General features: G+C 39.2%; 19 protein-coding genes. 15 read left to right on the top strand and 4 right to left on the bottom strand.

Going from position 1 to position 23,394, the window contains the following annotated elements:
- Positions 1 to 95: 95 nt before the first annotated feature.
- The 7 genes from trpD (at position 96) to B4Z47_RS23535 (ending at position 9,929) form a co-directional block, all read left to right on the top strand.
- The gene (gene trpD / locus B4Z47_RS23565) at positions 96 to 1,085 is read left to right on the top strand and encodes an anthranilate phosphoribosyltransferase (protein WP_115047270.1); all 990 of its coding nucleotides are present in this window, start codon (positions 96 to 98) and stop codon (positions 1,083 to 1,085) included.
- Position 1,086: 1 nt separating this feature from the next.
- A complete protein-coding gene (locus B4Z47_RS23560) occupies positions 1,087 to 1,713 on the top strand; it encodes a phosphoribosylanthranilate isomerase (RefSeq protein WP_112373782.1) in 627 nt (208 codons plus the stop codon).
- Complete coding sequence (gene trpB, locus B4Z47_RS23555; protein WP_070562076.1) at positions 1,710 to 2,894, top strand: tryptophan synthase subunit beta; 1,185 nt, start codon at positions 1,710 to 1,712, stop codon at positions 2,892 to 2,894. The genes B4Z47_RS23560 and trpB overlap by 4 nt, the downstream gene beginning before the upstream one ends.
- A gap of 3 nt (positions 2,895 to 2,897) precedes the next feature.
- Positions 2,898 to 3,659 carry a tryptophan synthase subunit alpha gene (gene trpA, locus B4Z47_RS23550; protein WP_112373783.1) on the top strand — a complete coding sequence of 254 codons (762 nt, stop codon included), beginning with the start codon at positions 2,898 to 2,900 and terminating at the stop codon, positions 3,657 to 3,659.
- Positions 3,660 to 3,843: 184 nt separating this feature from the next.
- Positions 3,844 to 6,309 (top strand): phosphocholine-specific phospholipase C, encoded by a 2,466-nt coding sequence (locus tag B4Z47_RS23545; RefSeq protein ID WP_286728050.1) that lies wholly within the window; start codon positions 3,844 to 3,846, stop codon positions 6,307 to 6,309.
- Positions 6,310 to 6,479: 170 nt separating this feature from the next.
- On the top strand, positions 6,480 to 7,079 hold the full coding sequence (locus B4Z47_RS23540; protein ID WP_115047266.1) for an HYC_CC_PP family protein: 600 nt from the start codon (positions 6,480 to 6,482) through the stop codon (positions 7,077 to 7,079).
- 264 nt (positions 7,080 to 7,343) lie between these two features.
- The gene (locus tag B4Z47_RS23535; protein WP_083295805.1) at positions 7,344 to 9,929 is read left to right on the top strand and encodes a TonB-dependent receptor domain-containing protein; all 2,586 of its coding nucleotides are present in this window, start codon (positions 7,344 to 7,346) and stop codon (positions 9,927 to 9,929) included.
- A 55-nt stretch (positions 9,930 to 9,984) separates the two neighbouring features.
- Here the strand turns inward: B4Z47_RS23535 and B4Z47_RS23530 are convergent, their stop codons facing one another.
- Both B4Z47_RS23530 and B4Z47_RS23525 read right to left on the bottom strand, forming a co-directional pair.
- Positions 9,985 to 10,563: a Maf family protein gene (locus B4Z47_RS23530; RefSeq protein WP_286728048.1), complete on the bottom strand. Its 579-nt coding sequence runs from the start codon at positions 10,561 to 10,563 to the stop codon at positions 9,985 to 9,987.
- A 2-nt stretch (positions 10,564 to 10,565) separates the two neighbouring features.
- Complete coding sequence (locus B4Z47_RS23525) at positions 10,566 to 11,084, bottom strand: KdsC family phosphatase (protein WP_070562067.1); 519 nt, start codon at positions 11,082 to 11,084, stop codon at positions 10,566 to 10,568.
- A 931-nt stretch (positions 11,085 to 12,015) separates the two neighbouring features.
- On the opposite strand from B4Z47_RS23525, the gene B4Z47_RS23520 reads away from it, so the two are divergent.
- From B4Z47_RS23520 to B4Z47_RS23490, 7 genes are all read left to right on the top strand, one after another.
- The gene (locus B4Z47_RS23520) at positions 12,016 to 15,441 is read left to right on the top strand and encodes a hybrid sensor histidine kinase/response regulator (RefSeq protein ID WP_115047262.1); all 3,426 of its coding nucleotides are present in this window, start codon (positions 12,016 to 12,018) and stop codon (positions 15,439 to 15,441) included.
- Positions 15,429 to 16,268 (top strand): CheR family methyltransferase, encoded by an 840-nt coding sequence (locus B4Z47_RS23515; protein WP_236560115.1) that lies wholly within the window; start codon positions 15,429 to 15,431, stop codon positions 16,266 to 16,268. The genes B4Z47_RS23520 and B4Z47_RS23515 overlap by 13 nt, the downstream gene beginning before the upstream one ends.
- Positions 16,269 to 16,274: 6 nt before the next feature.
- On the top strand, positions 16,275 to 16,835 hold the full coding sequence (locus B4Z47_RS23510) for a chemotaxis protein CheB (RefSeq protein ID WP_070562064.1): 561 nt from the start codon (positions 16,275 to 16,277) through the stop codon (positions 16,833 to 16,835).
- 22 nt (positions 16,836 to 16,857) lie between these two features.
- The gene (locus B4Z47_RS23505) at positions 16,858 to 18,459 is read left to right on the top strand and encodes a response regulator (RefSeq protein WP_070562062.1); all 1,602 of its coding nucleotides are present in this window, start codon (positions 16,858 to 16,860) and stop codon (positions 18,457 to 18,459) included.
- Positions 18,460 to 18,635: 176 nt separating this feature from the next.
- Entirely contained in the window at positions 18,636 to 19,169 is a 534-nt protein-coding gene (locus B4Z47_RS23500; RefSeq protein WP_070562060.1) for a plastocyanin/azurin family copper-binding protein, read from the top strand.
- A 214-nt stretch (positions 19,170 to 19,383) separates the two neighbouring features.
- Complete coding sequence (gene lpdA / locus B4Z47_RS23495) at positions 19,384 to 20,790, top strand: dihydrolipoyl dehydrogenase (RefSeq protein ID WP_070560648.1); 1,407 nt, start codon at positions 19,384 to 19,386, stop codon at positions 20,788 to 20,790.
- Positions 20,791 to 20,856: 66 nt separating this feature from the next.
- Positions 20,857 to 21,261, top strand: a complete 405-nt coding sequence (locus B4Z47_RS23490; protein WP_046674085.1) for an acyl-CoA thioesterase — start codon at positions 20,857 to 20,859, stop codon at positions 21,259 to 21,261.
- A 19-nt stretch (positions 21,262 to 21,280) separates the two neighbouring features.
- Here B4Z47_RS23490 and B4Z47_RS23485 read toward each other — a convergent pair whose 3' ends face one another.
- Together B4Z47_RS23485 and B4Z47_RS23480 are read right to left on the bottom strand one after the other, a co-directional pair.
- Positions 21,281 to 21,409 (bottom strand): hypothetical protein, encoded by a 129-nt coding sequence (locus B4Z47_RS23485; protein ID WP_262511800.1) that lies wholly within the window; start codon positions 21,407 to 21,409, stop codon positions 21,281 to 21,283.
- A gap of 19 nt (positions 21,410 to 21,428) precedes the next feature.
- Complete coding sequence (locus tag B4Z47_RS23480) at positions 21,429 to 21,728, bottom strand: DUF3817 domain-containing protein (RefSeq protein ID WP_046674086.1); 300 nt, start codon at positions 21,726 to 21,728, stop codon at positions 21,429 to 21,431.
- Positions 21,729 to 21,973: 245 nt separating this feature from the next.
- On the opposite strand from B4Z47_RS23480, the gene lpdA (B4Z47_RS23475) reads away from it, so the two are divergent.
- The gene (gene lpdA / locus B4Z47_RS23475; RefSeq protein ID WP_115047258.1) at positions 21,974 to 23,362 is read left to right on the top strand and encodes a dihydrolipoyl dehydrogenase; all 1,389 of its coding nucleotides are present in this window, start codon (positions 21,974 to 21,976) and stop codon (positions 23,360 to 23,362) included.
- Positions 23,363 to 23,394: the final 32 nt, after the last annotated feature.

The following is a 23,394-nucleotide window of genomic DNA, read 5'->3' as shown; positions in this document are numbered from 1 at the left end:
CGTTGTGGCAAATTCCTATTGCATTATTTGATTAATACGTCAAGATATGATGGGCTTGCCTAAATAAGGTAAGCCCTTTTTTTATTTAAATTACCATGAAAGAAATTTTAGCGCATTTATTTGAATACAAGACATTTTCTCGGCAAGAGGCCTACGAGATTCTAACCAACATTGCCATGGGCAAATATGACAGCCACCAAATTGCGGCATTTATGACCGCTTATGGTATGCGCAGCATTCGCGTTGAAGAGCTTGGAGGGTTTAGGGATGCGATGTATGATTTATGTCTCAAACTGGATTTTGATGGTTATGATTTAATTGACCTTTGCGGTACAGGTGGGGATGGTAAAAATACCTTTAATATCTCGACAATAGCATCTTTTATCACAGCTGGGGCTGGTTACCATGTCGCAAAACACGGTAATATCGGGGTATCTTCGAGCTGTGGTTCTTCCAATGTCATGGAATATTTAGGCTATCAATTCAGCAACGATAAGGCTGAACTACAACGCCAGCTTGATGAAGCCAACATCTGTTTTCTCCATGCACCATTGTTTCACCCTGCAATGAAAACTGTTGCCCCGATACGTCGTGCATTGGGTGTTAAGACTTTCTTTAACATGCTAGGGCCATTGACAAATCCTTCCAATCCTAGATTTCAGTCTGTTGGTGTATTTAGTTTAGAATTGGCAAGACTGTATGGTTATTTATACCAAAACACCAACAAACAATATTCCATTATTCATGCTTTGGACGGTTATGACGAGATATCCATGACCGGTGATTTTAAGTTAATCAACAACCAAGGGGAAAATTACTACAACATGGAAGAGCTTGGTTTCACCCCAGTCTCAGCCCAGGAGCTGACAGGAGGTGAAACGATAGCGGATACCGCCCACACATTCTTATCGATATTGAACAATCAGGGTACAGATGTGCAGAACAATGTTGTTTTGACCAATGCCGCATTTGCGATCAAGACCTTTAACCCCGAAAAATCTTTTGGCGACTGTTTTTATGAAGCAGAAGGTTCATTGATGGGAGGTAAAGCTTTACGAAGTTTCCAAAAACTAATCAAAAAATAAAATGGCGGTCAAAGTAAAAGTTTGTGGTATGAAATATCCCGACAATATAACCGCTGTAGCTTCCTTGGGCATCGATTATATGGGATTTATATTTTATGATCAATCCAAACGTTATGTTGGTCAAAGCTCCTCCGCATACATTAAGGAGCTTGACGGCCTAAGCAAAGTCGGCGTTTTCGTCAATGCTAGCCTCTCAGCAATTCTAGATAAAATAACTGAATTCCAACTAAATGTAATTCAATTGCATGGCGATGAATCTGTCGAATTCTGTCTTGAATTGAAAGAAAAATCAGGGGTTATCATCTTGAAAGCCTTCGGAGTTGATCAAAACTTTGACTGGATACAGCTTGATCCTTACGCTAAAGTTGTGGACTACTTTTTATTTGATACCAAAAGTAGTTCCTATGGTGGTACAGGAGTACAATTTGACTGGTCCCTATTGGACCAATACAAACTTACTACCCCCTATTTTCTCAGCGGTGGTTTAGATCCCGAAAATATCAAAACAGCGCTAGAAAGAAATGATCCACGACTATATGCCCTGGATTTAAATTCAAAATTTGAAGTAGAACCCGGCTTAAAAGATATTGCGCTATTAAGCCACAGTATAAATACAATTAAAAAATGAGTATATATCAAGTCAATGAAAAAGGATATTATGGTCCCTTTGGAGGAGCCTATATCCCTGAGATGCTCTATCCAAATGTGAAAGAGCTACGTGAAGAATATCTCAAAATTATCGAAGAAGAGAGCTTTCAGGAGGAATTTAACCAACTGCTCAGCGATTATGTCGGACGTCCTTCTCCATTATATCATGCCAAGCGTCTATCTGAAAAATATGGAACTACGATTTACTTAAAACGGGAGGATCTTAACCATACCGGAGCGCATAAAATCAACAATACCATTGGCCAAATTCTATTAGCGGAACGCCTGGGCAAAAAGCGCATCATTGCGGAGACAGGCGCAGGACAGCATGGCGTAGCCACAGCGACCGTCTGTGCGCTCAAAGGTATACAATGTGCAGTGTACATGGGAGAAGTTGATATTCAACGTCAGGCTCCAAATGTAGCACGAATGAAAATGATGGGTGCCGAAGTTATTCCGGCAACATCAGGGTCCAAAACGCTAAAGGATGCTACCAATGAAGCTTTGCGAGATTGGATCAACAATCCTGTCGACACCCATTATATCATTGGGTCTGTTGTGGGACCACATCCTTATCCCGATATGGTTGCTCGCTTTCAGTCTATTATTTCTGCCGAAACGAAAAAACAGCTCTTGACAAAAACAGGAAGAGAAAATCCAGATATTGTATTGGCCTGTGTCGGTGGAGGCTCCAATGCGGCAGGTATGTTCTATCATTACCTCGATGAAGAATCGGTTCAATTGTATGCCGTAGAGGCCGCTGGCCACGGTGTTGATTCAGGCGAATCCGCTGCTACAACAGCATTAGGAAAAGAGGGAGTTTTACATGGAAGCCGATCTATACTTATGCAAACAGCGGATGGCCAGGTCATCGAACCTTACTCCATATCGGCGGGACTCGATTATCCCGGTATTGGCCCCCAACACGCTTGGTTATTCAAATCCGGTAGAGGTAACTATGTCAGCGTGACTGACGACGAAGCGATGCGTGCAGGTCTTGAGCTTACGCGATTAGAAGGTATCATACCGGCTATTGAGAGTTCTCATGCGCTGGCTTATCTGGAAAAAATACCTTTTAAAGGCGATGAGACTGTCGTTGTCTGTCTTTCTGGACGTGGTGACAAGGATCTAGATAATTATATGAAATACTTTGATTTTTAAGGCATGAATACAATTGAGAAAAAAGAAGGTACCCCCCTTTTATCGATATATTTTACAGCTGGGTATCCAACATTGGACAGCACAATCCATATTGCAAAGAAATTGGAAGATGCCGGCGCGGACTTTCTGGAAATCGGTTTCCCTTATTCCGATCCAGTGGCAGATGGACCTGTCATTCAGCACAGTTCTGAAATTGCCTTGGCAAATGGTATGACTGTAGAAAAGTTATTTAATCAGTTGAATGACCTGCGTAAGCATGTCAGTATCCCCGTATTTTTGATGGGCTACTTTAATCCTGTACTTCAATTTGGTGTGGAAAGATTCTGTGAAGCATGTAAAAATGTAGGCGTTAATGGTGTCATTATACCCGACCTACCAATGGATGAATACGAAGAACTTTACAAAGAAACCTTCGAGAAAAATGGAATCGCCAATATATTCATCGTAACACCGCAGACTTCTGAAGAACGCGTCAGAAAAATTGACAGCCTTTCTAGGAGCTTTATTTATTTACTTTCTTCCAATGCAACGACGGGTAAAACACTTGATGTTGGAGACGATACAGCAGCTTACTTTAAGCGGATACATGATCTCCAATTAAAAAATCCATTGATCGTTGGCTTCGGTATCTCCGATAAACCGACCTTTCAAAAAGCAAGTAAGCATACGGCGGGTGCCATTATAGGTACTGCATTTGTAAAACGGTTAAAAGAACCGGATTATCTCGACCAAATCCCAGCATTTATCTCGTCTATCAAAGCTTAACCTACAGGCTAAAAATTAGCAAAGCATTATTTTTTTAATAAGAGTTCGATCTAAAGTCTTTTTTCTTGGATCGAACTCTTATTTTTAAGACGGTTTTTGAAAATGTATTTTTTCAAAGAGAATATCTTTGCTGCCTTAATTAACCAAGCAATAGGCGGCCCGTCAAATCTATACTGATATAACCATGGATACACGAAGAGATTTTTTAAAGAAAGCGGCTATGCTTGCCGGGGGAGCATCTCTCTCCCATGTTATTCCATCCGCTATTGCGAAGGCGATGGCTATTAATCCAGCATTGGGCAGCACCTTTTACGATGCCGAACACGTCGTTTTATTAATGCAGGAAAACCGTTCATTTGATCATGCCTTTGGAACACTACGTGGTGTAAGAGGCTTCAATGACCCAAGAGCTATCCGTCAACCCAATCGAAATAAAGTATGGTTTCAGACGCAAAAATCCGGAGAAACATTTGCCCCCTTCCGATTGGATATCAAAGATTCAAAAGTTACCTGGATGGGCTGTCTTCCGCACAACTGGACCGATCAAACCGACGCAAGGAATAAGGGTAAAATGGACAGATGGTTGGATGTAAAACATTCTGGATTTAAAGAATTTGCCGATCTGCCGTTGACTATGGGACATTATACCCGTGAAGATATCCCTTTTTACTATTCTCTGGCAGACTCTTTCACAATCTGTGACCAACACTTTTGTTCGAGCATCACCGGCACGAATCCAAACCGGCTTTATTTCTGGACGGCCAATATCCGGGAAAATCTGACAGGAAAAGCCTTAGTTTGGAATGGAGACTCCGAGTTTAGCGGGAAAGCAACATGGACCACTTTTCCTGAACGCCTTTCGGAATTAGGCGTAGACTGGAAAATCTATCAAAATGAAATTTCTTCAAGCAGTGCTGGTTATAGTGGAGAGGCAAACAGCTGGCTCGCCAATTTTGGTTGTAATCCGATGGAGTACTTCCCCCAATATCAGGTCAAATATCATCCCCGCTATCGCCAGCTCCTGACTCTAAAAAAAGAAGATCTCGAGCGCAAAATTAGCGAAACACCAGCTGCCGAAGCACTTGAAGATTTAAAGAAAAATCTCAAGCATATTCAAGAAGAATTACAGCGATATACAGCCGATAACTTTGAAAAGCTCGACGAGCGGACAAAAGATATTCATCGCCGTGCCTTTGTTAACAACAGTGCGCAGCAAGATTATATGGAATTGGAAACAATGCATTATCAAGAAGGGGGGCAACAGCGCGAGTTACAGATCCCTAAAGGAGATGTCCTGTATCAATTCCGAAAAGATGTTGAGGAGGGTAAACTTCCAACCGTATCTTGGTTAGCTCCGCCCCAGCTTTTTTCTGACCACCCCGATTCTCCTTGGTTCGGCGCATGGTATGTCAGCGAAATTATGGACATTCTCACCCAAAATCCAGAAGTTTGGAAAAAGACAATTTTTATACTTACTTATGATGAGAATGATGGGTATTTCGATCACTTTGCACCCTTTACAGCACCAAACCCTGATGATACAGAAAGTGGAAAAGTATCCGAGGGAATAAACCCTGCATTGGAATTTGTACGCCGCGATGAGCAATATTATCCTGAAAGCGGAAGAGAAAGCAATATCGGTCTTGGCTATCGTGTACCGATGATTATTGCTTCTCCGTGGACCAGAGGCGGTTGGGTCAATTCACAAGTGTTTGACCATACCTCCAGTTTACAATTCCTGGAGAAGTTTATTAATCACAAAATCAATAAAAATATAAAAGAAACCAACATCAGCACTTGGCGGCGTACCGTATGTGGAGACTTAACTTCGGCATTTAGACCCTATCATGGCGAAACCATGAACAAACCTATTGTGCTGGAGCGGGAACCTTTTATCCAAGAGATTCACCAAGCCAAGTTCAAAGGTCTTCCCATGGGGTTCAAAGCGCTTAGCGCAATGGAGATCAAACAAATAGAGCAAGACCCCGGCAGTTCACCCTATTTCCCAAAACAAGAAAAAGGGCTTCGGGATTCATGTATCCTTCCTTATGAACTTTATGTGCATGGCGAATACCAATCCAAAGGGGATTACCTGGTCACATTTGAGGCTTCAGATAAAATTTTTGGCAAACAGGCCGCAGGCGCACCATTTACAGTTTACCATGCTGCTAGCTACAAAGGAGAAGTTGGAACCTCCAGAAATTATGCGGTTGCTCCAGGAGATCATGTAACAGACCATTGGCCGCTAGATGCCTTCGACAAAAGAATGTACCACCTCGAAATCCATGGTCCAAACGGATTTTATCGGGAATTTAAAGGCGACGCGGATAATCCACATATAAAGATCCGCTGTACGTATGAAAAAAGTAAAAATGAAGCAGCATTTACTGGCCGTTTGTCTTTCTCCTGTACAAACAATGGAAAAACAACCGAGCAACTTATTTTTGAGGATCTCAGCTATGGAAAGGAAAAAAGAAGTTTGCAACTTAAAGGTGGACAATCCATCACGATACATTTTGAATTGGCTAAGCAAAACTTTTGGTACGACTTCCGCCTTACTTGCAGTGGTTTTCTAAACTTCGAAGAACGATATGCAGGTCGTGTAGAGATTGGAAATGCCGGAAAAAGTGACCCTTTATTAAGCCGATAAACAACACGAATGGGAGCATCTAGAAAATGTTCCCATTCTTATAAAATCTTCCTTGAGTAGTCAAATTTAAGGGACTAAACTACATAGGCTGTTTCCCTGTAAAGTGCTCCTAAAAAACACCGAACATACTGTACTATTCCTGTATACGACGAGCCAGATGGTAAAATCCCTTGTACAATAGAATTGCCCCAACAATCAAAAAGATAGCTAGCAAATACGAGCTGACCGGATTGATAAATAATAAATTCATAACTTTGGTAAATTTTAGTTTTTCATTTGTTACTACAAGTTATAACATTTATCCAAAATATTACAAAAAAAAATTACATATTTTCTTTATTTTTGCTTCGATGAAGAAAATTGCACTATTAATCGGCCTATTTTTCTATTTGCTCGCAGCAAGTGGTGCCTCAGTGCATCTTCATTTTTGCCAAGGGGAAACACAAAGTGTATCGTTATCGGAAAGCCATAATATGGCCTGCCCTCTGTGTGCCAAGTCTGCAAAAAAACAGCAGAAACACTGTCATGAAACAGGAAGCTGTAAAGATGTTAAGATCGAAGCACAAAAGGTCGATAAATTCAGCAGAGTAACACAAAATCTTGATTTTAACCATTTTTCTCCTGCAATAATTACGCTTCATTGGATACTTAATTATTATCATTTCGCTGGGGAGGAAGACGATTTTTCTAAACTAACGTATACCGATTTTGCGAGTTACAATAGACAGAGCCCTCCTGTTTTTATTCTCAATCAAAATTTTAGAATTTAATATCACCTCTTTTCACTGAACGCAGTTCATTTTCTTGAATTGATCGAAGTCCACTATAGTTTTTATATCTCGCGAGAATAGCAGACTGTTATTCCCAACATTCATCTTTTCGTAGCTTATCACGGAACAAAAAAGTGGATTTTAAATCATTCAGCAAAAAAATTGTAGAACTGAAAAAAATAAATCCGTACCCCTTGCATGTGGTTGCGCGATATCATGAAGATAAAAATTAAATGCTAGTTGAAGCGAATACTCTTAATTAAAATGATGAATCAAATTTTCAAAAAAATATATACAACGACCATCCTATCCTTATTTTTTCTGGCATTTGTACAGGCACAGACCGACAGTACCCGCACACTTACAGTGGCTGGAAATTGCGCTATGTGTAAAAAACGTATTGAAACGGCCGCAAAAATGCATGGCGTAGAAACGGCCATTTGGAATGCAGGAGACAACCTATTGCAAATCAAATATAACCCCCAAAAAGTTCAGTTGGAGGCAATCAAGAAAAATATTGCTCAGGTTGGTCATGATGTTGACAACCTGGTGGCCACTGATGAATCCTATGCTAAACTCCATGAATGCTGTATGTATCCGCGACTGGAAAATGGCAAAGTACCCGAAAAGAAAGCGGTGACAACCGATAACCATGATCATCCACATACCGTTACCGGTGTTGTTGTTGAAGAAAATGAAAAGGGGGATCTTAAACCCATCATTGGCGCCAATTTACACTGGGCCAACCTTCCAACCAAAAACACAAGGACAAACGAAAATGGTGTATTTAAATTGGACCACAAAGAAGGGTTCAACAAATTGGTTGTAAGTTATGTAGGGATGAAATCTGACACCATCACCATCAAAGATCTGCATGAAGTCATTATGATTACAGCGAAGGGTAATGTGTTGATGGAAGTCGAGGTTAAAGGAACACGACGCTCAAATTATATTGACCGTATGACACCTGCACGACTAGAAGTTCTTACCGGAAAAGAGTTATTCAAAGCCGCTTGCTGTGATTTAAGCGAAAGCTTTGAAACCAACGCCTCCGTCGATGTCGTCAGTGCTGATGCAGTAACAGGCAGTAAACAGATTCAAATGCTAGGCCTTAGCGGTATTTATACCCAATTAACCGTTGAAAATTTACCTGGGCCACGTGGGCTCGCTTCTCCTTTAGGTTTAAATTCTATTGCAGGGACATGGATTGAATCAATTCAAATTGCGAAAGGTATCGGTTCCGTAGCCAACGGTTTCGAAAACATGGCCGGACAGATCAATGTCGAATTGAAGAAACCTCAAAATTCAGAAAAATTGTTTTTTAATGCCTATGCAAACAACATGGGACGTACAGATGTCAACTTAAATCTTTCACAAAAAATTGGTCAGCATTGGTCCACTGCAGTGCTCCTGCATGACAATTTCATGTACAATAAATCCATGAACTTTAGTCACAACGGTTTTAGAGATATACCCGTTGGCAATCTATTCTCTGGTGTCAACCGCTGGTTTTATGAAAATGGAAAAGGGCTTATGGTACAATTTGGGGTTAAATATCTCAATGACGACCGTACAGGCGGACAGATTGATTTTAACAAAAAGACAGATAAGGGTACGACAAATCGCTATGGTTTGGGATTTGATATCGAACGCGTAGAAGGTTTTGCTAAAATTGGTTATGTGTTCCCCGAAAATAAGCACCGCAGCATAGGTCTCCAGCTTGCAGGATCAAACTACAATCAAAAAAGCTATTTTGGGCTCAATAACTACGATTCGGAGCAACAAAATGGATATGCTAATCTCTTATTTCAAGATATTATCGGGACAGTCGCCCACAAGTATCGCGTTGGTGCCTCCATTAATTATGACAATTACAATGAGTGGTATTTAAAAGATCAAAACTTCAAAAGGAAAGAAGTGGTTTCGGGAGCATTTGCAGAATATACCTATAGTCCATCAGAAAAATTTGATGCCATTATTGGTCTTCGCCAAGACTACAACTCCCTGTATGGATGGTTTACAACACCACGCATCCATTTACGTTATGCCCCGCTTTCGGGAACAACAGTTCGAGCTAGCTCAGGAAGAGGTCAACGTACTGCAAATATATTTGCGGAGAACACGGCAGTATTGGCTAGTAGCAGAAAATTGGTTATCCAATCGCCTAATATATACGATAAGGCTTATGGCCTACAACCTGAAGTCTCCTGGAATAGCGGAATAGCGATAGACCAAAGTATGCGGATCTTCGGACGTGAGGCTTCGGCATCAGTTGAATTTTTCCATAACAGCTTCTCTAATCAGGTCGTGGTCGATTACGAAAATCCCCGAGAGATCAATTTTTATAATTTGAATGGAAAATCTTTCTCCAATAGTTTGCAAACAGAATTTCGCTTGATGCCAGCACCACATTTTGAAACGAGGTTGGCCTATCGCTTACTTGATGTTCAAACTGATTTTGAAAGTGGCAGAAAGACCAAACCGCTATTGGCCAAACACCGTGGTTTTGTCAACCTGGCATATAATCACCATTCTGGCTGGAGTGTAGATTATACATTGAATGTCGTTGGACAAAAACGCATTCCATCAACAGCAGAGAACCCCTTTGAATATCAAATGCCTACAGCATCAAAGGCTTATGCGACAATGAATGCGCAGATTAGCAAAACTTTTGGGAAAGAGAAAAACTTCACCGTGTATGTGGGCGGAGAAAATCTGTCTAATTATTTCCAAAATATGCCAATCCTTGCCGCGGATCAACCCTTTGGAAACTATTTTGATACGTCAATGCTTTGGGGTCCTTTAACAGGACGCATGTTCTACACCGGCGTTCGTTATTTCATCAAATAACAGGTAAGCTAAAAAAAATCAAAGAGTAATAAAAAAGCGGCAAAAGCCGCTTTTTTTATATTAACTTTTTCAATTCTTGATAAAGCTTTGCCGTGGGTAATCCGACCACATTATTGTATTCCCCTTCTATCTTTTTTATGGCGATTAAGCCGATCCATTCCTGTATTCCATAAGAACCTGCTTTATCTAGTGGCGAAAATTGAGTAACATAATGATCGATTTCATCCAGCTCTAGTTCGTAAAAATAAACAGTTGTCGTCTCGACAAAAGTGCTCATCTTACCCTCCCATGAGATCGCTACAGCAGTCAGCACCACATGTTTCTGACCAGACAAGTTTGTTAGCGTTTCTCTGGCTTCCTGTTCATCTTTGGGCTTACCTAAGATTTCGCCCTTATCCGATACCACAATAGTATCGGCACAGATAACCAAACATTCTTTTTTATCCGCAAATGCTTCCGCTTTACAAATAGCAATTTGACGAACGACCTCAGCTGCAGACAAATTCGGATCCACATATTCTGCCGTTTCCCGTACGTCGACTTCAAATGTCAGTCCAAGCCCTGCTAACAGCTGCTTTCTCCGTGGAGACTGAGACCCTAATATAATTGTTCTATTTTTTAGATTTTTCAACATCCCTATATGCTTTTTACCGTTTCATCCTCATACCAGTTGCCTTGTACTTTCATTACCTTTTCGATCAATTCACGTACAACTCCCTTTCCGCCACAAAAACCAGACACATAATGTGAAATTTTCTTGATCTCTTCTACTGCATCTGCCGGAGAAACAGCTATCCCAACGGACTTCATGCAGCTAAGATCAGGGATATCGTCGCCGATGTACATCAATTGATTTAATTCAAGCTTGTAATCACAAGCAAGTTCTTTCATTTTAGAAAGCTTGTCCGTAACTTTTGAATAGACTTCTTTGATCCCCAAACCTTTCATCCGCTGCTCGACGCCCTTCGAACCTCCACCTGTGATGATAAAAATCGGATAACCTTTCTTGATCGCCAACTGCATGGCATAGCCATCTTTTATATGAAATGTACGTAACTGATGCCCTTCTTCATTAACTTGCACAGTACCATCAGTCAGCACACCATCTACATCCAATACAAATGCTTTTATCGATTTAAATTCAGTCAATACCATAAATATATTTTTTGTAAAAGTAAGGCATTTCGAGTAATAATTCGCGAAGCGATACTGATCTAATTGACAACACTGTCAGATAATTATTCAGATAAGCCAAAATATCATTTGTGTGTCACAACATAGTTGTATTAGCAACTTATTCTTAAAAATATTTGGATGCTACGGTATATTTACCGTATCTTTGTAGAAGATAATTAAAGGTTATCTCGCTATGAAACACTAACAGCAAGCAGTCAGAAGAGTTATTGACTTAAAGTTTGCATAAGATTTAAAAAACAATCATTTTTAGTTTTCACGGCACAACACGGCAACTAATTTAGTTTAGAAGCCCTTAAAAAGTCTTTTCATAATTTAGGTTTATAATTGGTTAGTAACGAACCCTGGTGCCCATCATCAGGGTTTTGTTTTTATAAGTATTTTTTCTTCTTCTATTTTATAGATTCTACTATTTGATGATTACCATAATATCTTATTATCAATAATCGAAATAACAATCGGTTTGACAGACCTTCATATCACTTTAAAGCTTACTACAGTTTTCCATCTATTATTATACAGTGGTCAGTCACTCAATATTCAGTTCATACTGAGTAATCACTGAACAAGCACTGAACAATCACTGAACGAGCACTGAACAAATACTGTTGAAAGATCAAACCTGATCACTAATTGCCCCCAATGTGCTGCGACTAAGAATGAAAAGACAAAAAAATGGTCTAAGTTACGCTTACGCAATAAAAAGTCGATGTTGTGCGCAAATAGATTATATTGGTGGGGATCCTTGACTGCTGTATAGGTTTGTTTCTATGCTGACTTTTGATTATTTTAGGAATAGCAAGTTTTTTTGTTATTTTACATATATCTTTTTCCCCAGGTACCATCGAAACACAATACCTACAGAAAAGTAAAACGATAAACTCATTCTCACATGGATCGAAAAAATTATAGAAAGCAAATTACCATTGGAGTGATCATTTCTTTTTCACTTATCTTCCTTTCAGCCCTATATTTTTTCATATCGCTGCATCATAACTTAAATAACGAGCGAAGTATTGTTCGTGTCGCCGAAAATAGATTCAATATCATTAATGAAATCAAATCAAGTGTAGACGAGGTAAATGACATCAAACTTGATTACCTGAATAAGAAAGACGCTTCACTATTTATTCCTTATAAAATGGAATTAAAAAAAATGGATGAACTGTTACGATCTTTAAGTCTAAAAGATGATTTCTATCATGTTCAGCCAAACAGCACTGAAAACATCCGAAAGGATATTGTTGCATTTTACGACTTTGAGCAGGATATTGATAACACGAAGGAAACACAATCCATATCCCATAATATTCACGAGCGAAAAGCCTCGATATTAAATCAGATCGATCTCATGTCGAGAGACTTATTGGATCAAAGGGCAAGACTTTTAGAAAGATCTAGAAATGAACTACAACTGGCCCAGTACATTACTTACCTTTTCATCGCCATTGGCTTAAGTGGATTTTTCTATATTCTCGCCAAAATTTCCTCGATCTCTAGATTTCTGAGGTCTACAGTGAAAAGTCAGCAAGAATCCAACAACCGCCTCCAACTATTGCAAGACCAGACCAACAGTGATAACTGGATTTTGAATGCTATTAATGGCATCGACGAACAATTACGCGGCGACTATACAGACAAGAAAATTGCCGAAATAAGCCTACATGCTATTGCTTCCACGACAAAAGCTTTAGGTGGGACTATTTATATTTTCGATGATAACTATCAGGAGTATCAGCTTTGCCACAAAATTGGCATTTCCTCCACACAGTTTATCAAACGAACGTTTAAGGAAAACGATGGTATTTTGGGCGAAGTCGCAAACAATCATGAAGTCGTTAAAATAAAGGACGTCGACCACAAGCATCTTATCTTAGAAACCTCATTATCCGACCGCTTAGAAACTGAGATTTATATTGTACCCTTCTCTTATGAAAACCAGTGTGTCGGTATCATGGAAATTTGTTGCCCAATTATTAATGCGAAGGACGAGCAACTGCGATTTAACTTCTTGGATAAAGCAAAAGATAACATTGCCGTTATCATAAAAGTAGCCCAAACGCATGGAAAGCTTGCTGATCTTTATGAGGAACTTCAACAACAAACAGAGGAATTAGAGACTCAACAGGAGGAATTGAGAACAACCAATGAGGAGTTAATCCATAAGACACATTTGTTGGAGGCTTCTGAGGAAGAGCTTAGAGTACAGCAGGAAGAGCTTATCCAAACCAATAATGAGCTGGACGAGAAGGCCAAATTGCTCTTTGCACAAAATGAAGATCTGGAAAAAGCCCGTCAGGCCATAGCTCAAAAAATAGAGGAAGTAGAGCTGTCGAGCAAATATAAATCTGAATTTATGGCCAATATGAGCCATGAATTGCGGACACCACTCAATAGTATTCTCATTCTTGCCAAATTACTTCAGGATAACAAAAAGAAAAACCTCAGTGAAGACCAAATAAAGTATGCTTCTGTTATTCATAGTGCCGGCTCAGATCTCCTACATTTAATTAACGAATTGTTGGATCTGGCAAAAATTGAATCGGGGAAGGTTGAAGTCCAAAAAGAACGTATCAACACGTACGACCTTGTCAATTATATTAAAGATTTTTTCAGCGATACCGCAGCGTCGAAAGATATTCACTTCTTACTCGATGTCAATGTAAATGCACCGCAGGAATTCATTGGTGATGAACATCGTATACAACAAGTCCTCAAGAATTTATTATCGAATGCGTTCAAGTTTACAAGTGAAAAAGGCGAAGTTTCTTTAGGAATAATAGCTGAAGCAGAAAATCTTCTTTTTACGGTCAAAGATAACGGGATCGGGATCGCCCCTGAAAAACAAGAGCTTATCTTTGATGCTTTTAAACAGGAAGATGGCTCAACGAGCCGTAAATATGGTGGCACAGGTTTAGGCTTATCGATATGCCGCGAAATTGCTAGCTTATTAAAAGGGAAAATAATCTTATCCAGTAAAGTTGGTGAAGGTAGTATCTTCACCTTCAATATCCCGCTAGAACAAGAAATTCAAGTTCCGAAAGTACCATTTATCGAAAAAGAAAGTAATCCGCCAACACAAATTCCGAAGGAAAATCCTATAGTCGAAAAAACAAAGTCAATCGACAACGATGGAAAACATAATAAACTGCTGATTATTGAAGACGATTTCATTTTTGCAGATATTCTAAAAGACTACGCCGAACAAAACGGCTACGATGTATACATCAGCTATGATGGGCAGGATGGGCTACAAAAAGCACAGAATTTACGCCCTGCCGCGATTATCCTAGATATTATGTTGCCTAAAATGGATGGCTGGGAAGTTCTTCGTAACCTCAAAAAAATCGACAGCACCAAGGAGATTCCTGTGCACATGATGTCGGCAGGAACATTTTTACATGACGAACCTATTTCTGCCGGAGCCATCGGGTTTATGGCTAAACCTGTGTCAGAAGAATCTTTGGCTGAAACATTCTTAAAAATAAAAGCATCGACTAGTCATCCACTGAAAAAAATTCTGCTGGTGGAAGATCAGGAAATCCAAAGCGATTTCATCAAACAATCTTTGGAAGAACAGCACATTCAGATATTTCAGGCCTTCAATGCGAGACAGGCTCTCGATTTATTAGATCAAGAGAAATTGTTTGACTGCATCATTATGGACCTAAACCTTCCTGACAAATCGGGCATTGAACTCCTGAATGAAATCAAATCGAACGATCAATTTAGGGATTTACCTATTATCATCAATACAGCAATGGAACTCACGACAGAGCAGACTTCCGAAATTTTGCATCACAGCCAAGCGATGGTCCTTAAGTCAGCGAAATCAAATAATCGCCTGATCGATGAAGTTAATTTATTCTTAAATAAAATCCGCAGCAATAAGAGCGAATACAATATGTTCAATCACGCCGGAGCTTCTGTCATTGCTGAAAACAATTTAGCTTCCAAAACAGTACTACTAGCAGATGACGATATGCGAAATATATTTGCTCTTAGCACGGCGTTTGAAAGCTATGATATGAACATTGAAATTGCCAACAGTGGTCAGGAGGCATTAGATATTCTTGAACGAAATGAACAGATTGACCTTGTCTTAATGGATATCATGATGCCCGTGATGGATGGTTATGAAGCTATTGAAAAAATAAGGGCAAACAAGAAATTTGCAAACCTTCCAATTATTGCTGTGACAGCGAAAGCCATGAAAGGTGATCGGGAAAAAACAATTGCTGTTGGTGCAAACGATTATATTAGTAAACCGGTTGATGTTGACAAATTAATATCCCTAATGCGCGTATGGCTGAGTTAACTGATAAAATAGTAGCAATGATCAATTTTGAAGAGTTAGAAGAAGTTATTGATATAGTCAAAAATCTCCACGGATATGATGTGTCCGGCTATACAAGAGCTTCTTTAAAAAGACGTGTGACTAGAATAATGGAACTTAACAAGCTCAATCTACAGGAGCTAAAGTCCAATTTGATCAATCAGCCCGGATTCAGCACCTATTTCCTACAGGAAATTACAGTCAATGTGACTGAAATGTTTAGGGATCCCGATTTTTATAAAGCTGTAAAAACGGATGTATTTCCCTATCTCGCAACTTATCCACATATCAAACTCTGGAGTGCAGGTTGTTCGACTGGCGAAGAAGTCTATTCGCTGGCCATCTTATTAGAAGAAGCAAATCTTTACCAACGGGCGTTTATCTATGGCACCGATATTAATGGCAAAGTGTTAGAAAAGGCAAAACGCGGTATTTATTCGCTTACGAAAGTTAAGGAATACTCGGAAAATTTTATTAAGACGGAACCGAAAAACTCATTGTCAGATTATTATACAGCGATGTACAACGCCGCTACCATTAATAATAGTCTTAAAAAAAATGTCCTTTTCTCCATACATAGTTTGGTATCCGATGGCGTTTTTAATGAATTTCAACTGATTACCTGCCGTAATGTATTGATCTATTTTGATACTGAATTGCAAAATAAAGTCCTGGATTTATTCTATCATTCACTTTGCCATCTGGGCTTCTTATGTTTGGGAGCAAAAGAATCTTTAATCAACTATAAAGATGCTGCTAAATTTAAGATCGTAAACAAAAAACAGAATATTTACCAAAAAATTGGGTAGTAGGTAATGGAAAGAAAAATTCTTTTATTAGCGGGGTCTGCAGGTGGGTTTAGTGTGATTCTAAATATTTTAAAGTCATTGGAACGGCCGATTCGCATACCCGTTATTGTCATCGTACACAGAAACCCTAAGTATGCTTCTAGTATTGAGGACACGCTATCTAAAGCACTTGTTCAAAAAATAAAAACTGCAGATGATAAGGAAGCGATAGAAAATGGAACGATCTATTTTGCCCCTGCAGGCTATCATCTTTTAGTTGAACCAGACTATAGCTTTTCTTTGGATATCTCAGAACCTGTTCAATATTCCAGACCATCAATTGATGTGACTTTTGAATCCGTAGCCGAAATATATAAAGAAAATTGTACAGCTATTTTATTCTCTGGGGCGAATCAGGATGGTGCACAAGGATTATTAATGATAAAACGATACGGCGGGAAGACATTTGTACAAGACCCTGTGACTGCTGAAGTTCCCATCATGCCCGAAGCAGCTATTCAACTCGATGCGCAGGAACGCATTTTGAGCATTCAAGAAATAAAGGACTACGTCAAACAGTTGACTTAAAATTGTATTTAGATTTGCTAAAATGAAGAAGGTAAATATATTGATTGTCGATGATAAAATTGAAAATATTATCAGTCTAACAGCATTACTGGAGGATATCGAAAATATAAATATAGTGACGAGCACAGATCCCAACGAAGCTCTAAAAATCTGTTGGAAAGAGGATATTGATTTAGCACTTGTTGACGTACAGATGCCCGAGATCAATGGTTTTGAATTTGTTTCCTTCCTAAAGAAGAATCCGAAAACAAACCATATTATCCCTATTATGGTAACAGCAATCTCAAAAGAAGACAAATACCTTATTCAGGGACTAAATAGTGGAGCTGTGGATTATTTATATAAACCGCTTAACCCGGAAGCAACGATCGCGAAAGTAAAATCTTTTGTCCAGCAATTACTGATACAGCAAGAAATTAAAGAGAAAAACATAGCCTTAGAAGAATCAAAACAGGCGATTCTCAAAGCTAAAGAAGAGGCCGATCTTGCTCGAAAATCCAAGGAAACCTTTTTGGCCAATATGAGCCATGAGATCCGTACCCCGATTAACGGTATTATGGGCATTACACAGATGCTAAAAAACTCGCAGCTCACGCTAGAGCAAGAAAATTGGATCAATAAATTGGATTCTGCCTCTCAAAATCTGTTGACTATTATCAACGACATACTCGACCTATCGAAAGTTGACTCGGGTATGATGAAACTTAATATGGAATCTACCTCTGTACATGATATTACGGATGATCTAAACAATCTCTTCATTGATAAAGCGGTCTACAAAGGCCTGGATTTTTCAATTGATGTGGACGATCGGATCACAAGTTATTTTCTAACCGATCCACTTCGATTAAAACAAATACTGACCAACTTTATCTCCAATAGTTTTAAATTCACCTCGGAAGGCTCTGTTGTATTAAAGATTCAACTCCTAGCAGAAGATAACCATAGCATTTGTTTAGGGTTTCAGGTAATAGACACAGGGATCGGCATTGTAGAAGATGCCCTGGAGAAAATATTTATTGCGTTTGAACAGGGAGAGGATAGTATCACCAAAAAGTTTGGCGGTACAGGACTAGGTCTTGCAATTGTAAAACGTATTGCTGCGCTGCTCAACGGTCGGGTTTTTGCTTCAAGTGAATACGGTAAAGGAAGTATATTTTCTTTTGAATGTACCTTTGATAAAATCAAAGACAAACCGGTAGAGAAAGAAACGCAGGTACTCTATACGGAATTACCCAAGTTCAACTTTCCGATGATTCTCATTGCTGAAGACAATGAATTAAACAGTTTTATGCTGGCAAATATCCTGAAGAGCTGGAATTGCGAGATCACTTTGGCGACCAATGGCCTCATTGCATTAGAAGAAATCAATAAGAAAAAAATTGATCTGGTGTTTATGGACGCCCATATGCCACTCATGAGTGGTTTTGAAGCGATCAAGGAAATACGTCGAAACACGAATCCGATAATCGCAAACATGCCGATTATTTCCATTTCAGCCTCTGTGCTTCAAGCCGAACAACAGGAAGCGCTCGATGCTGGAGCCAATGAAGTTGTCGGAAAGCCATTCGATCCTATCAAATTATATAAAACAATTGATACTTTATTGTCAAAATTGAAATGATAGTTTCAATTTATCAATGAAATCATTAATTTTAGAACATAAACAATATGTTTTGATGTTATTTCTCAAGAACGCACATCCAGAAAGGAATCAAGTTCGTCATAACTTCATCACTAAACCGCTAAAGGCTGCGGAAATGCCTACAATAAATAAAAGATAAACAAACAATCATTCAAATGAAAAAACTTTTTATGATACCAGCAGTTGCAGTTGCTTTATCAATTGCATCTTGTGGTGGAAACAGTGACAAGTCTGAAAAATCAACTGGTACAGAAGCGACAACTTCAACCGAAAGCCAAGCAACAGAAACAGTGCCTGGTATTGAAAACGTAGCTATTTCCAACAGCTTATCTTTAGAAGGTAACGATCAAATGAAATATAATAAGGATCTTTTCCGTGTAAAAGCGGGTGAGCCAGTAGAATTATCTTTCAAAAATGCAGGTACTATGCCGAAAGAGTCCATGGGACATAACGTCGTTATCCTAAAACCAGGTGTTGATCTTCCAACTTTTGGTGCTGAGGCTGCTGCAGCTGCTGCAGACGAATATATTCCAAAATCAGCTTTATCTTCAATTGTTTCCCACACCAAATTATTGGGACCTGGAGAAACTGATAAAATCACATTTACACTTGAAAAAGGAGTTTATACGTTTATTTGTAGCTTCCCTGGTCACTATGGTGTTATGCAAGGAAAAATTGTTGCAGAATAACAAATAAGTAAAAAAGGATATTCATATTTTGAATATCCTTTTTTAGATCTATCCCCCTTTAAAGCACCGCCCCGTTCCTCCCCAAGGTGCATAATTTCCATTCTTTTATCAAAAAAATGTAAAGTAAGGGTCTTTGATCACAAATCGTAAGTTTTGATTTCCTATCCCATTAATAATCATTAAATTTGTGCTACAAAAAAATAAAACGTAATCAATGCAATACGACGTAATTGTAATCGGAAGTGGTCCAGGCGGATATGTAGGAGCTATCCGTTGTGCCCAATTAGGATTAAAAACAGCTGTTATTGAAAAATATAGCACATTTGGTGGTACTTGTCTTAACGTTGGATGTATTCCTTCAAAAGCGCTTTTAGATTCTTCGGAGCATTACCACAATGCTGCGCACAATTTTGATGCATTTGGCATCAGTTTGAAAGATCTGAAAGTAGACATGGCAAAGATGATTGCTCGTAAAGACGATGTCATTGCCCAAAATACTGCCGGTATCACCTTCTTATTTAAGAAGAATAAAATTGACAGTTTTCAGGGTGTGGGTTCATTTGTGGACAAAAACACCATCAAAATAACGAAAGCAGATGGTTCTACAGAGCAGATCACTGCTAAAAATGTAATTATCGCAACGGGATCGAAACCGACTTCATTGCCTTTCTTACCTGTTGATAAAAAAAGAATCATTACCTCAACCGAAGCACTTAACCTAAAAGAAATACCAAAACACCTTATTGTCATTGGTGGTGGTGTTATCGGTTTGGAACTCGGTTCTGTTTATGCGCGTTTGGGTTCAAAAGTATCTGTTGTTGAATTTGCAAAATCTATCATCGGTACAATGGATGGTGGCTTAGGAAAAGAACTACAACGTGTTTTGAAAAAATCATTGGGCATGGAGTTCTATTTAGGTCATAAAGTGACTGGAGCTTCCGCGAAAGGTAAAGTTGTAAAAGTAACTGCTGAAGATCCAAAAGGACAAGAAGTAACTTTAGAAGGCGACTACTGTATCGTAGCCGTTGGTCGTACCGCGTATTCTGAAGGTTTAGGATTAGAAAATATCGGCATCACAGTAGAAGAAAGAGGTAAGAAAATCCCCGTTAATGCCCATCTGGAAACAGCAGTGCAAGGTGTATTTGCAATTGGTGATGTGATCACTGGAGCAATGTTGGCACACAAAGCTGAGGACGAAGGTGTATATGTTGCAGAATATATCGCAGGTCAAAAACCACATATTGATTATAATTTGATTCCAGGTGTTGTTTATACTTGGCCTGAAGTTGCTTCTGTTGGCAAGACTGAAGAACAACTTAAAGAGGCTGGTGTAAAATACAAAGCTGGATCATTCTCTTTCAAAGCTTCTGGTCGTGCAAAAGCATCGGGTGACACCGACGGTTTTGTAAAAGTACTGGCAGACGCGACAACTGACGAAGTATTAGGTGTACATATGATCGGTCCTCGTGCAGCAGATATGATTGGTGAGGCAACCGTAGCTATGGAATACCGTGCATCTGCAGAAGATATCGCACGTATTTGCCACGCACACCCAACCTACACGGAAGCAATCAAAGAGGCGGCGCTAGCAGCTACAGCAAATAGAGCAATACACGCTTAGGCGATAAATATCGAAACGTAAGGGGAAAAGAAAACTTTTCCCCTTTCTCTTAACTACCTAAACACGATGAATTTTTACACAAGAAAGTGGGTCAAACCCGAAGACCTAAATCCCAATGGAACATTATTTGGCGGAACACTCCTGCGATGGATTGATGAAGAAGCGGTCATTTATGCTATCGTTCAATTAGGAAACCCCAAAGTGGTTACGAAATTTATTTCAGAAATTAACTTTGTAAGCTCAGCCAAACAAGGCGATATACTTGAACTGGGTATTGAAGCGATCAATTTTGGAACAACATCGTTAACGATGCGCTGCGAGGTCCGCAATAAAATATCCAGAAAAACAATTCTATCAATCGATAAATTGGTCTTTGTAAACCTGGATGAAGAAGGTAATCCTGCTCCCCACGGAAGGGATAGCATTACCTATGCGTATATGGGTATTGAGAAGACAGGTAGAGAGGATTAAACATCTCTCTCCTGTCTTATTAATTGATATCTCCCGCAAAGGAGAGGGACACACGTATTCGTCCATTGAATACAGGCGATTCCTCTGGTCTATTCGCAATCCAATTCCTTCTCTTACCTCTTCCTGAACCTTTATAAAAATCATGCATTTGAATTTTTATACAAATACTATGACTTCTGTCTTTTTCCTTCGATTTCTTTTTTAAGGTCCAATTCCACCCAAAAGCCAAAAATAGGGATCAAGGATGCTAAGAAATATTTTACCGCTTTTAATATAGGCCACTTGTATTCTACTGTTGACATAATCAGCATAACCACAAAAATAACAACAAAGAAGCCATGAATGGAACCGGCTATTTTGACAGCTTCGGGGATTCCCGCAAAATACTTCAAGGGCATAGCAATAAAAAACAAGCAAATGGTGGAGATAGCTTCCCACAAGGCGATCTGTCTGAATATTCTTAACATAATGATAAACTGTGTATTGTGAACTTCAAAAATAAGACACTAAAAACGCTTTAACTATTATTTTTCCCCCTTTGACCAGGATGTGACATTCAGCTAGAAACAGCGACAGCGTTTTATCAGAAACCGCCAATTTTACAATAAATAGTTCATATTCATCAGAAAAAATGCGTACTTTTGAATGAATATATGCTTCACATATTTTGTCATTTGAAGCTATAACACTCAACTACAGAATATTTATTTATATGAATTACGACATCATTGTAATCGGTAGTGGTCCAGGCGGGTATGTTGCTGCCATTAGAGCCGCTCAGTTAGGGTTCAAAACAGCGATTATTGAACGCGAATCATTAGGCGGAATCTGTCTAAACTGGGGCTGTATCCCTACAAAAGCATTATTGAAAAGTGCTCAGGTATTTGAATATTTAAACCATGCCGCTGATTACGGCATCAATGTTCAAGGTGGTGAGGCTGATTTTGACGCTATTGTCAAAAGAAGTCGCGGGGTTGCTGAAGGAATGAGTAAAGGTATTCAGTTCTTGATGAAAAAGAATAAAATCGACGTCATCAATGGAACTGCAAAAATTAAAAAAGGTGGTAAAATCGATGTGAAAGGAGCAGACGGTTCTACTAAAGAATATTCGGCAAAACATACCATCCTAGCGACTGGTGCACGTTCACGTGAATTGCCTAATTTACCGCAAGATGGTAAAAAAATCATCGGTTACCGTCAGGCAATGACACTTCCTGAGCAACCAAAGTCTTTAGTTGTTGTTGGCTCCGGTGCAATCGGTGTTGAATTCGCTTATTTCTATAATGCAATCGGAACAAAGGTAACGATCGTAGAGTTTATGGATAGAATCGTTCCTGTTGAAGATGAAGAAATTTCAAAACAATTAGAGAAAAGCTTAAAGAAACAAGGTATCACCATCTTAACGAAATCTGAAGTTCAATCCGTTGACACAACAGGTGAGTTGAGCAAAGTTTCAATCAAAACAGAAAAAGGTATTGAAGTTATCGAAGCAGAGATTGTATTATCGGCTGTTGGTATCGCTCCAAATATCGAAAATATCGGCTTGGAAGAGGTTGGTGTAAAAACTGATCGCGGCCGTGTTGTTGTAGATGATTTCTACAAAACAAACATCGAAGGTGTATATGCTATCGGTGACATCGTTAAAGGCCAAGCCCTGGCTCACGTTGCCTCAGCAGAAGGGATCACATGTGTTGAAAAAATCAAAGGGCTACATGTTGAACCTATTGACTACAATAATATCCCAGGCTGTACCTATTGCTCCCCAGAAATTGCTTCTGTAGGTTATACTGAAAAAGCGGCAAAAGAAGCCGGCTATGAAATTAAAGTTGGTAAATTCCCATTCTCAGCTTCAGGAAAAGCTTCAGCTGCTGGTGCGAAAGATGGCTTTGTTAAAGTTATCTTTGACGCTAAATATGGTGAGTTTCTAGGCGCACACCTTATCGGAGCCAATGTGACCGAGATGATTGCAGAAGTTGTTGTTGCCCGCAAATTGGAAACAACAGGTCATGAAATGATTAAAACGATCCATCCTCACCCAACAATGAGTGAAGCGATTATGGAAGCTTGTGCTGATGCTTACGGTGAAGTGATCCACTTGTAGTATTAAAAAAAATAAAACTAAAAAGGGGAAAA

Origin of the sequence: Sphingobacterium sp. UBA2610, from assembly GCF_002339225.1 — a bacterium.
GTDB lineage: Bacteria > Bacteroidota > Bacteroidia > Sphingobacteriales > Sphingobacteriaceae > Sphingobacterium > Sphingobacterium multivorum.
This window is presented reverse-complemented; position numbering and strand designations above follow the sequence as displayed.

What these genes read in the sequence shown, in the direction of transcription:
- trpD (WP_115047270.1), top strand. Translation starts at nt 96, where the DNA reads ATGAAAGAAATTTTAGCGCATTTATTTGAATACAAGACATTTTCTCGG.
- B4Z47_RS23560 (WP_112373782.1), top strand. Translation starts at nt 1,087, where the DNA reads ATGGCGGTCAAAGTAAAAGTTTGTGGTATGAAATATCCCGACAATATA.
- trpB (WP_070562076.1), top strand. Translation starts at nt 1,710, where the DNA reads ATGAGTATATATCAAGTCAATGAAAAAGGATATTATGGTCCCTTTGGA.
- trpA (WP_112373783.1), top strand. Translation starts at nt 2,898, where the DNA reads ATGAATACAATTGAGAAAAAAGAAGGTACCCCCCTTTTATCGATATAT.
- B4Z47_RS23545 (WP_286728050.1), top strand. Translation starts at nt 3,844, where the DNA reads ATGGATACACGAAGAGATTTTTTAAAGAAAGCGGCTATGCTTGCCGGG.
- B4Z47_RS23535 (WP_083295805.1), top strand. Translation starts at nt 7,344, where the DNA reads ATGATGAATCAAATTTTCAAAAAAATATATACAACGACCATCCTATCC.
- B4Z47_RS23530 (WP_286728048.1), bottom strand. Translation starts at nt 10,563, where the DNA reads ATGTTGAAAAATCTAAAAAATAGAACAATTATATTAGGGTCTCAGTCT.
- B4Z47_RS23525 (WP_070562067.1), bottom strand. Translation starts at nt 11,084, where the DNA reads ATGGTATTGACTGAATTTAAATCGATAAAAGCATTTGTATTGGATGTA.
- B4Z47_RS23520 (WP_115047262.1), top strand. Translation starts at nt 12,016, where the DNA reads ATGGATCGAAAAAATTATAGAAAGCAAATTACCATTGGAGTGATCATT.
- B4Z47_RS23515 (WP_236560115.1), top strand. Translation starts at nt 15,429, where the DNA reads ATGGCTGAGTTAACTGATAAAATAGTAGCAATGATCAATTTTGAAGAG.
- B4Z47_RS23510 (WP_070562064.1), top strand. Translation starts at nt 16,275, where the DNA reads ATGGAAAGAAAAATTCTTTTATTAGCGGGGTCTGCAGGTGGGTTTAGT.
- B4Z47_RS23505 (WP_070562062.1), top strand. Translation starts at nt 16,858, where the DNA reads ATGAAGAAGGTAAATATATTGATTGTCGATGATAAAATTGAAAATATT.
- B4Z47_RS23500 (WP_070562060.1), top strand. Translation starts at nt 18,636, where the DNA reads ATGAAAAAACTTTTTATGATACCAGCAGTTGCAGTTGCTTTATCAATT.
- lpdA (WP_070560648.1), top strand. Translation starts at nt 19,384, where the DNA reads ATGCAATACGACGTAATTGTAATCGGAAGTGGTCCAGGCGGATATGTA.
- B4Z47_RS23490 (WP_046674085.1), top strand. Translation starts at nt 20,857, where the DNA reads ATGAATTTTTACACAAGAAAGTGGGTCAAACCCGAAGACCTAAATCCC.
- B4Z47_RS23485 (WP_262511800.1), bottom strand. Translation starts at nt 21,409, where the DNA reads ATGCATGATTTTTATAAAGGTTCAGGAAGAGGTAAGAGAAGGAATTGG.
- B4Z47_RS23480 (WP_046674086.1), bottom strand. Translation starts at nt 21,728, where the DNA reads ATGTTAAGAATATTCAGACAGATCGCCTTGTGGGAAGCTATCTCCACC.
- lpdA (WP_115047258.1), top strand. Translation starts at nt 21,974, where the DNA reads ATGAATTACGACATCATTGTAATCGGTAGTGGTCCAGGCGGGTATGTT.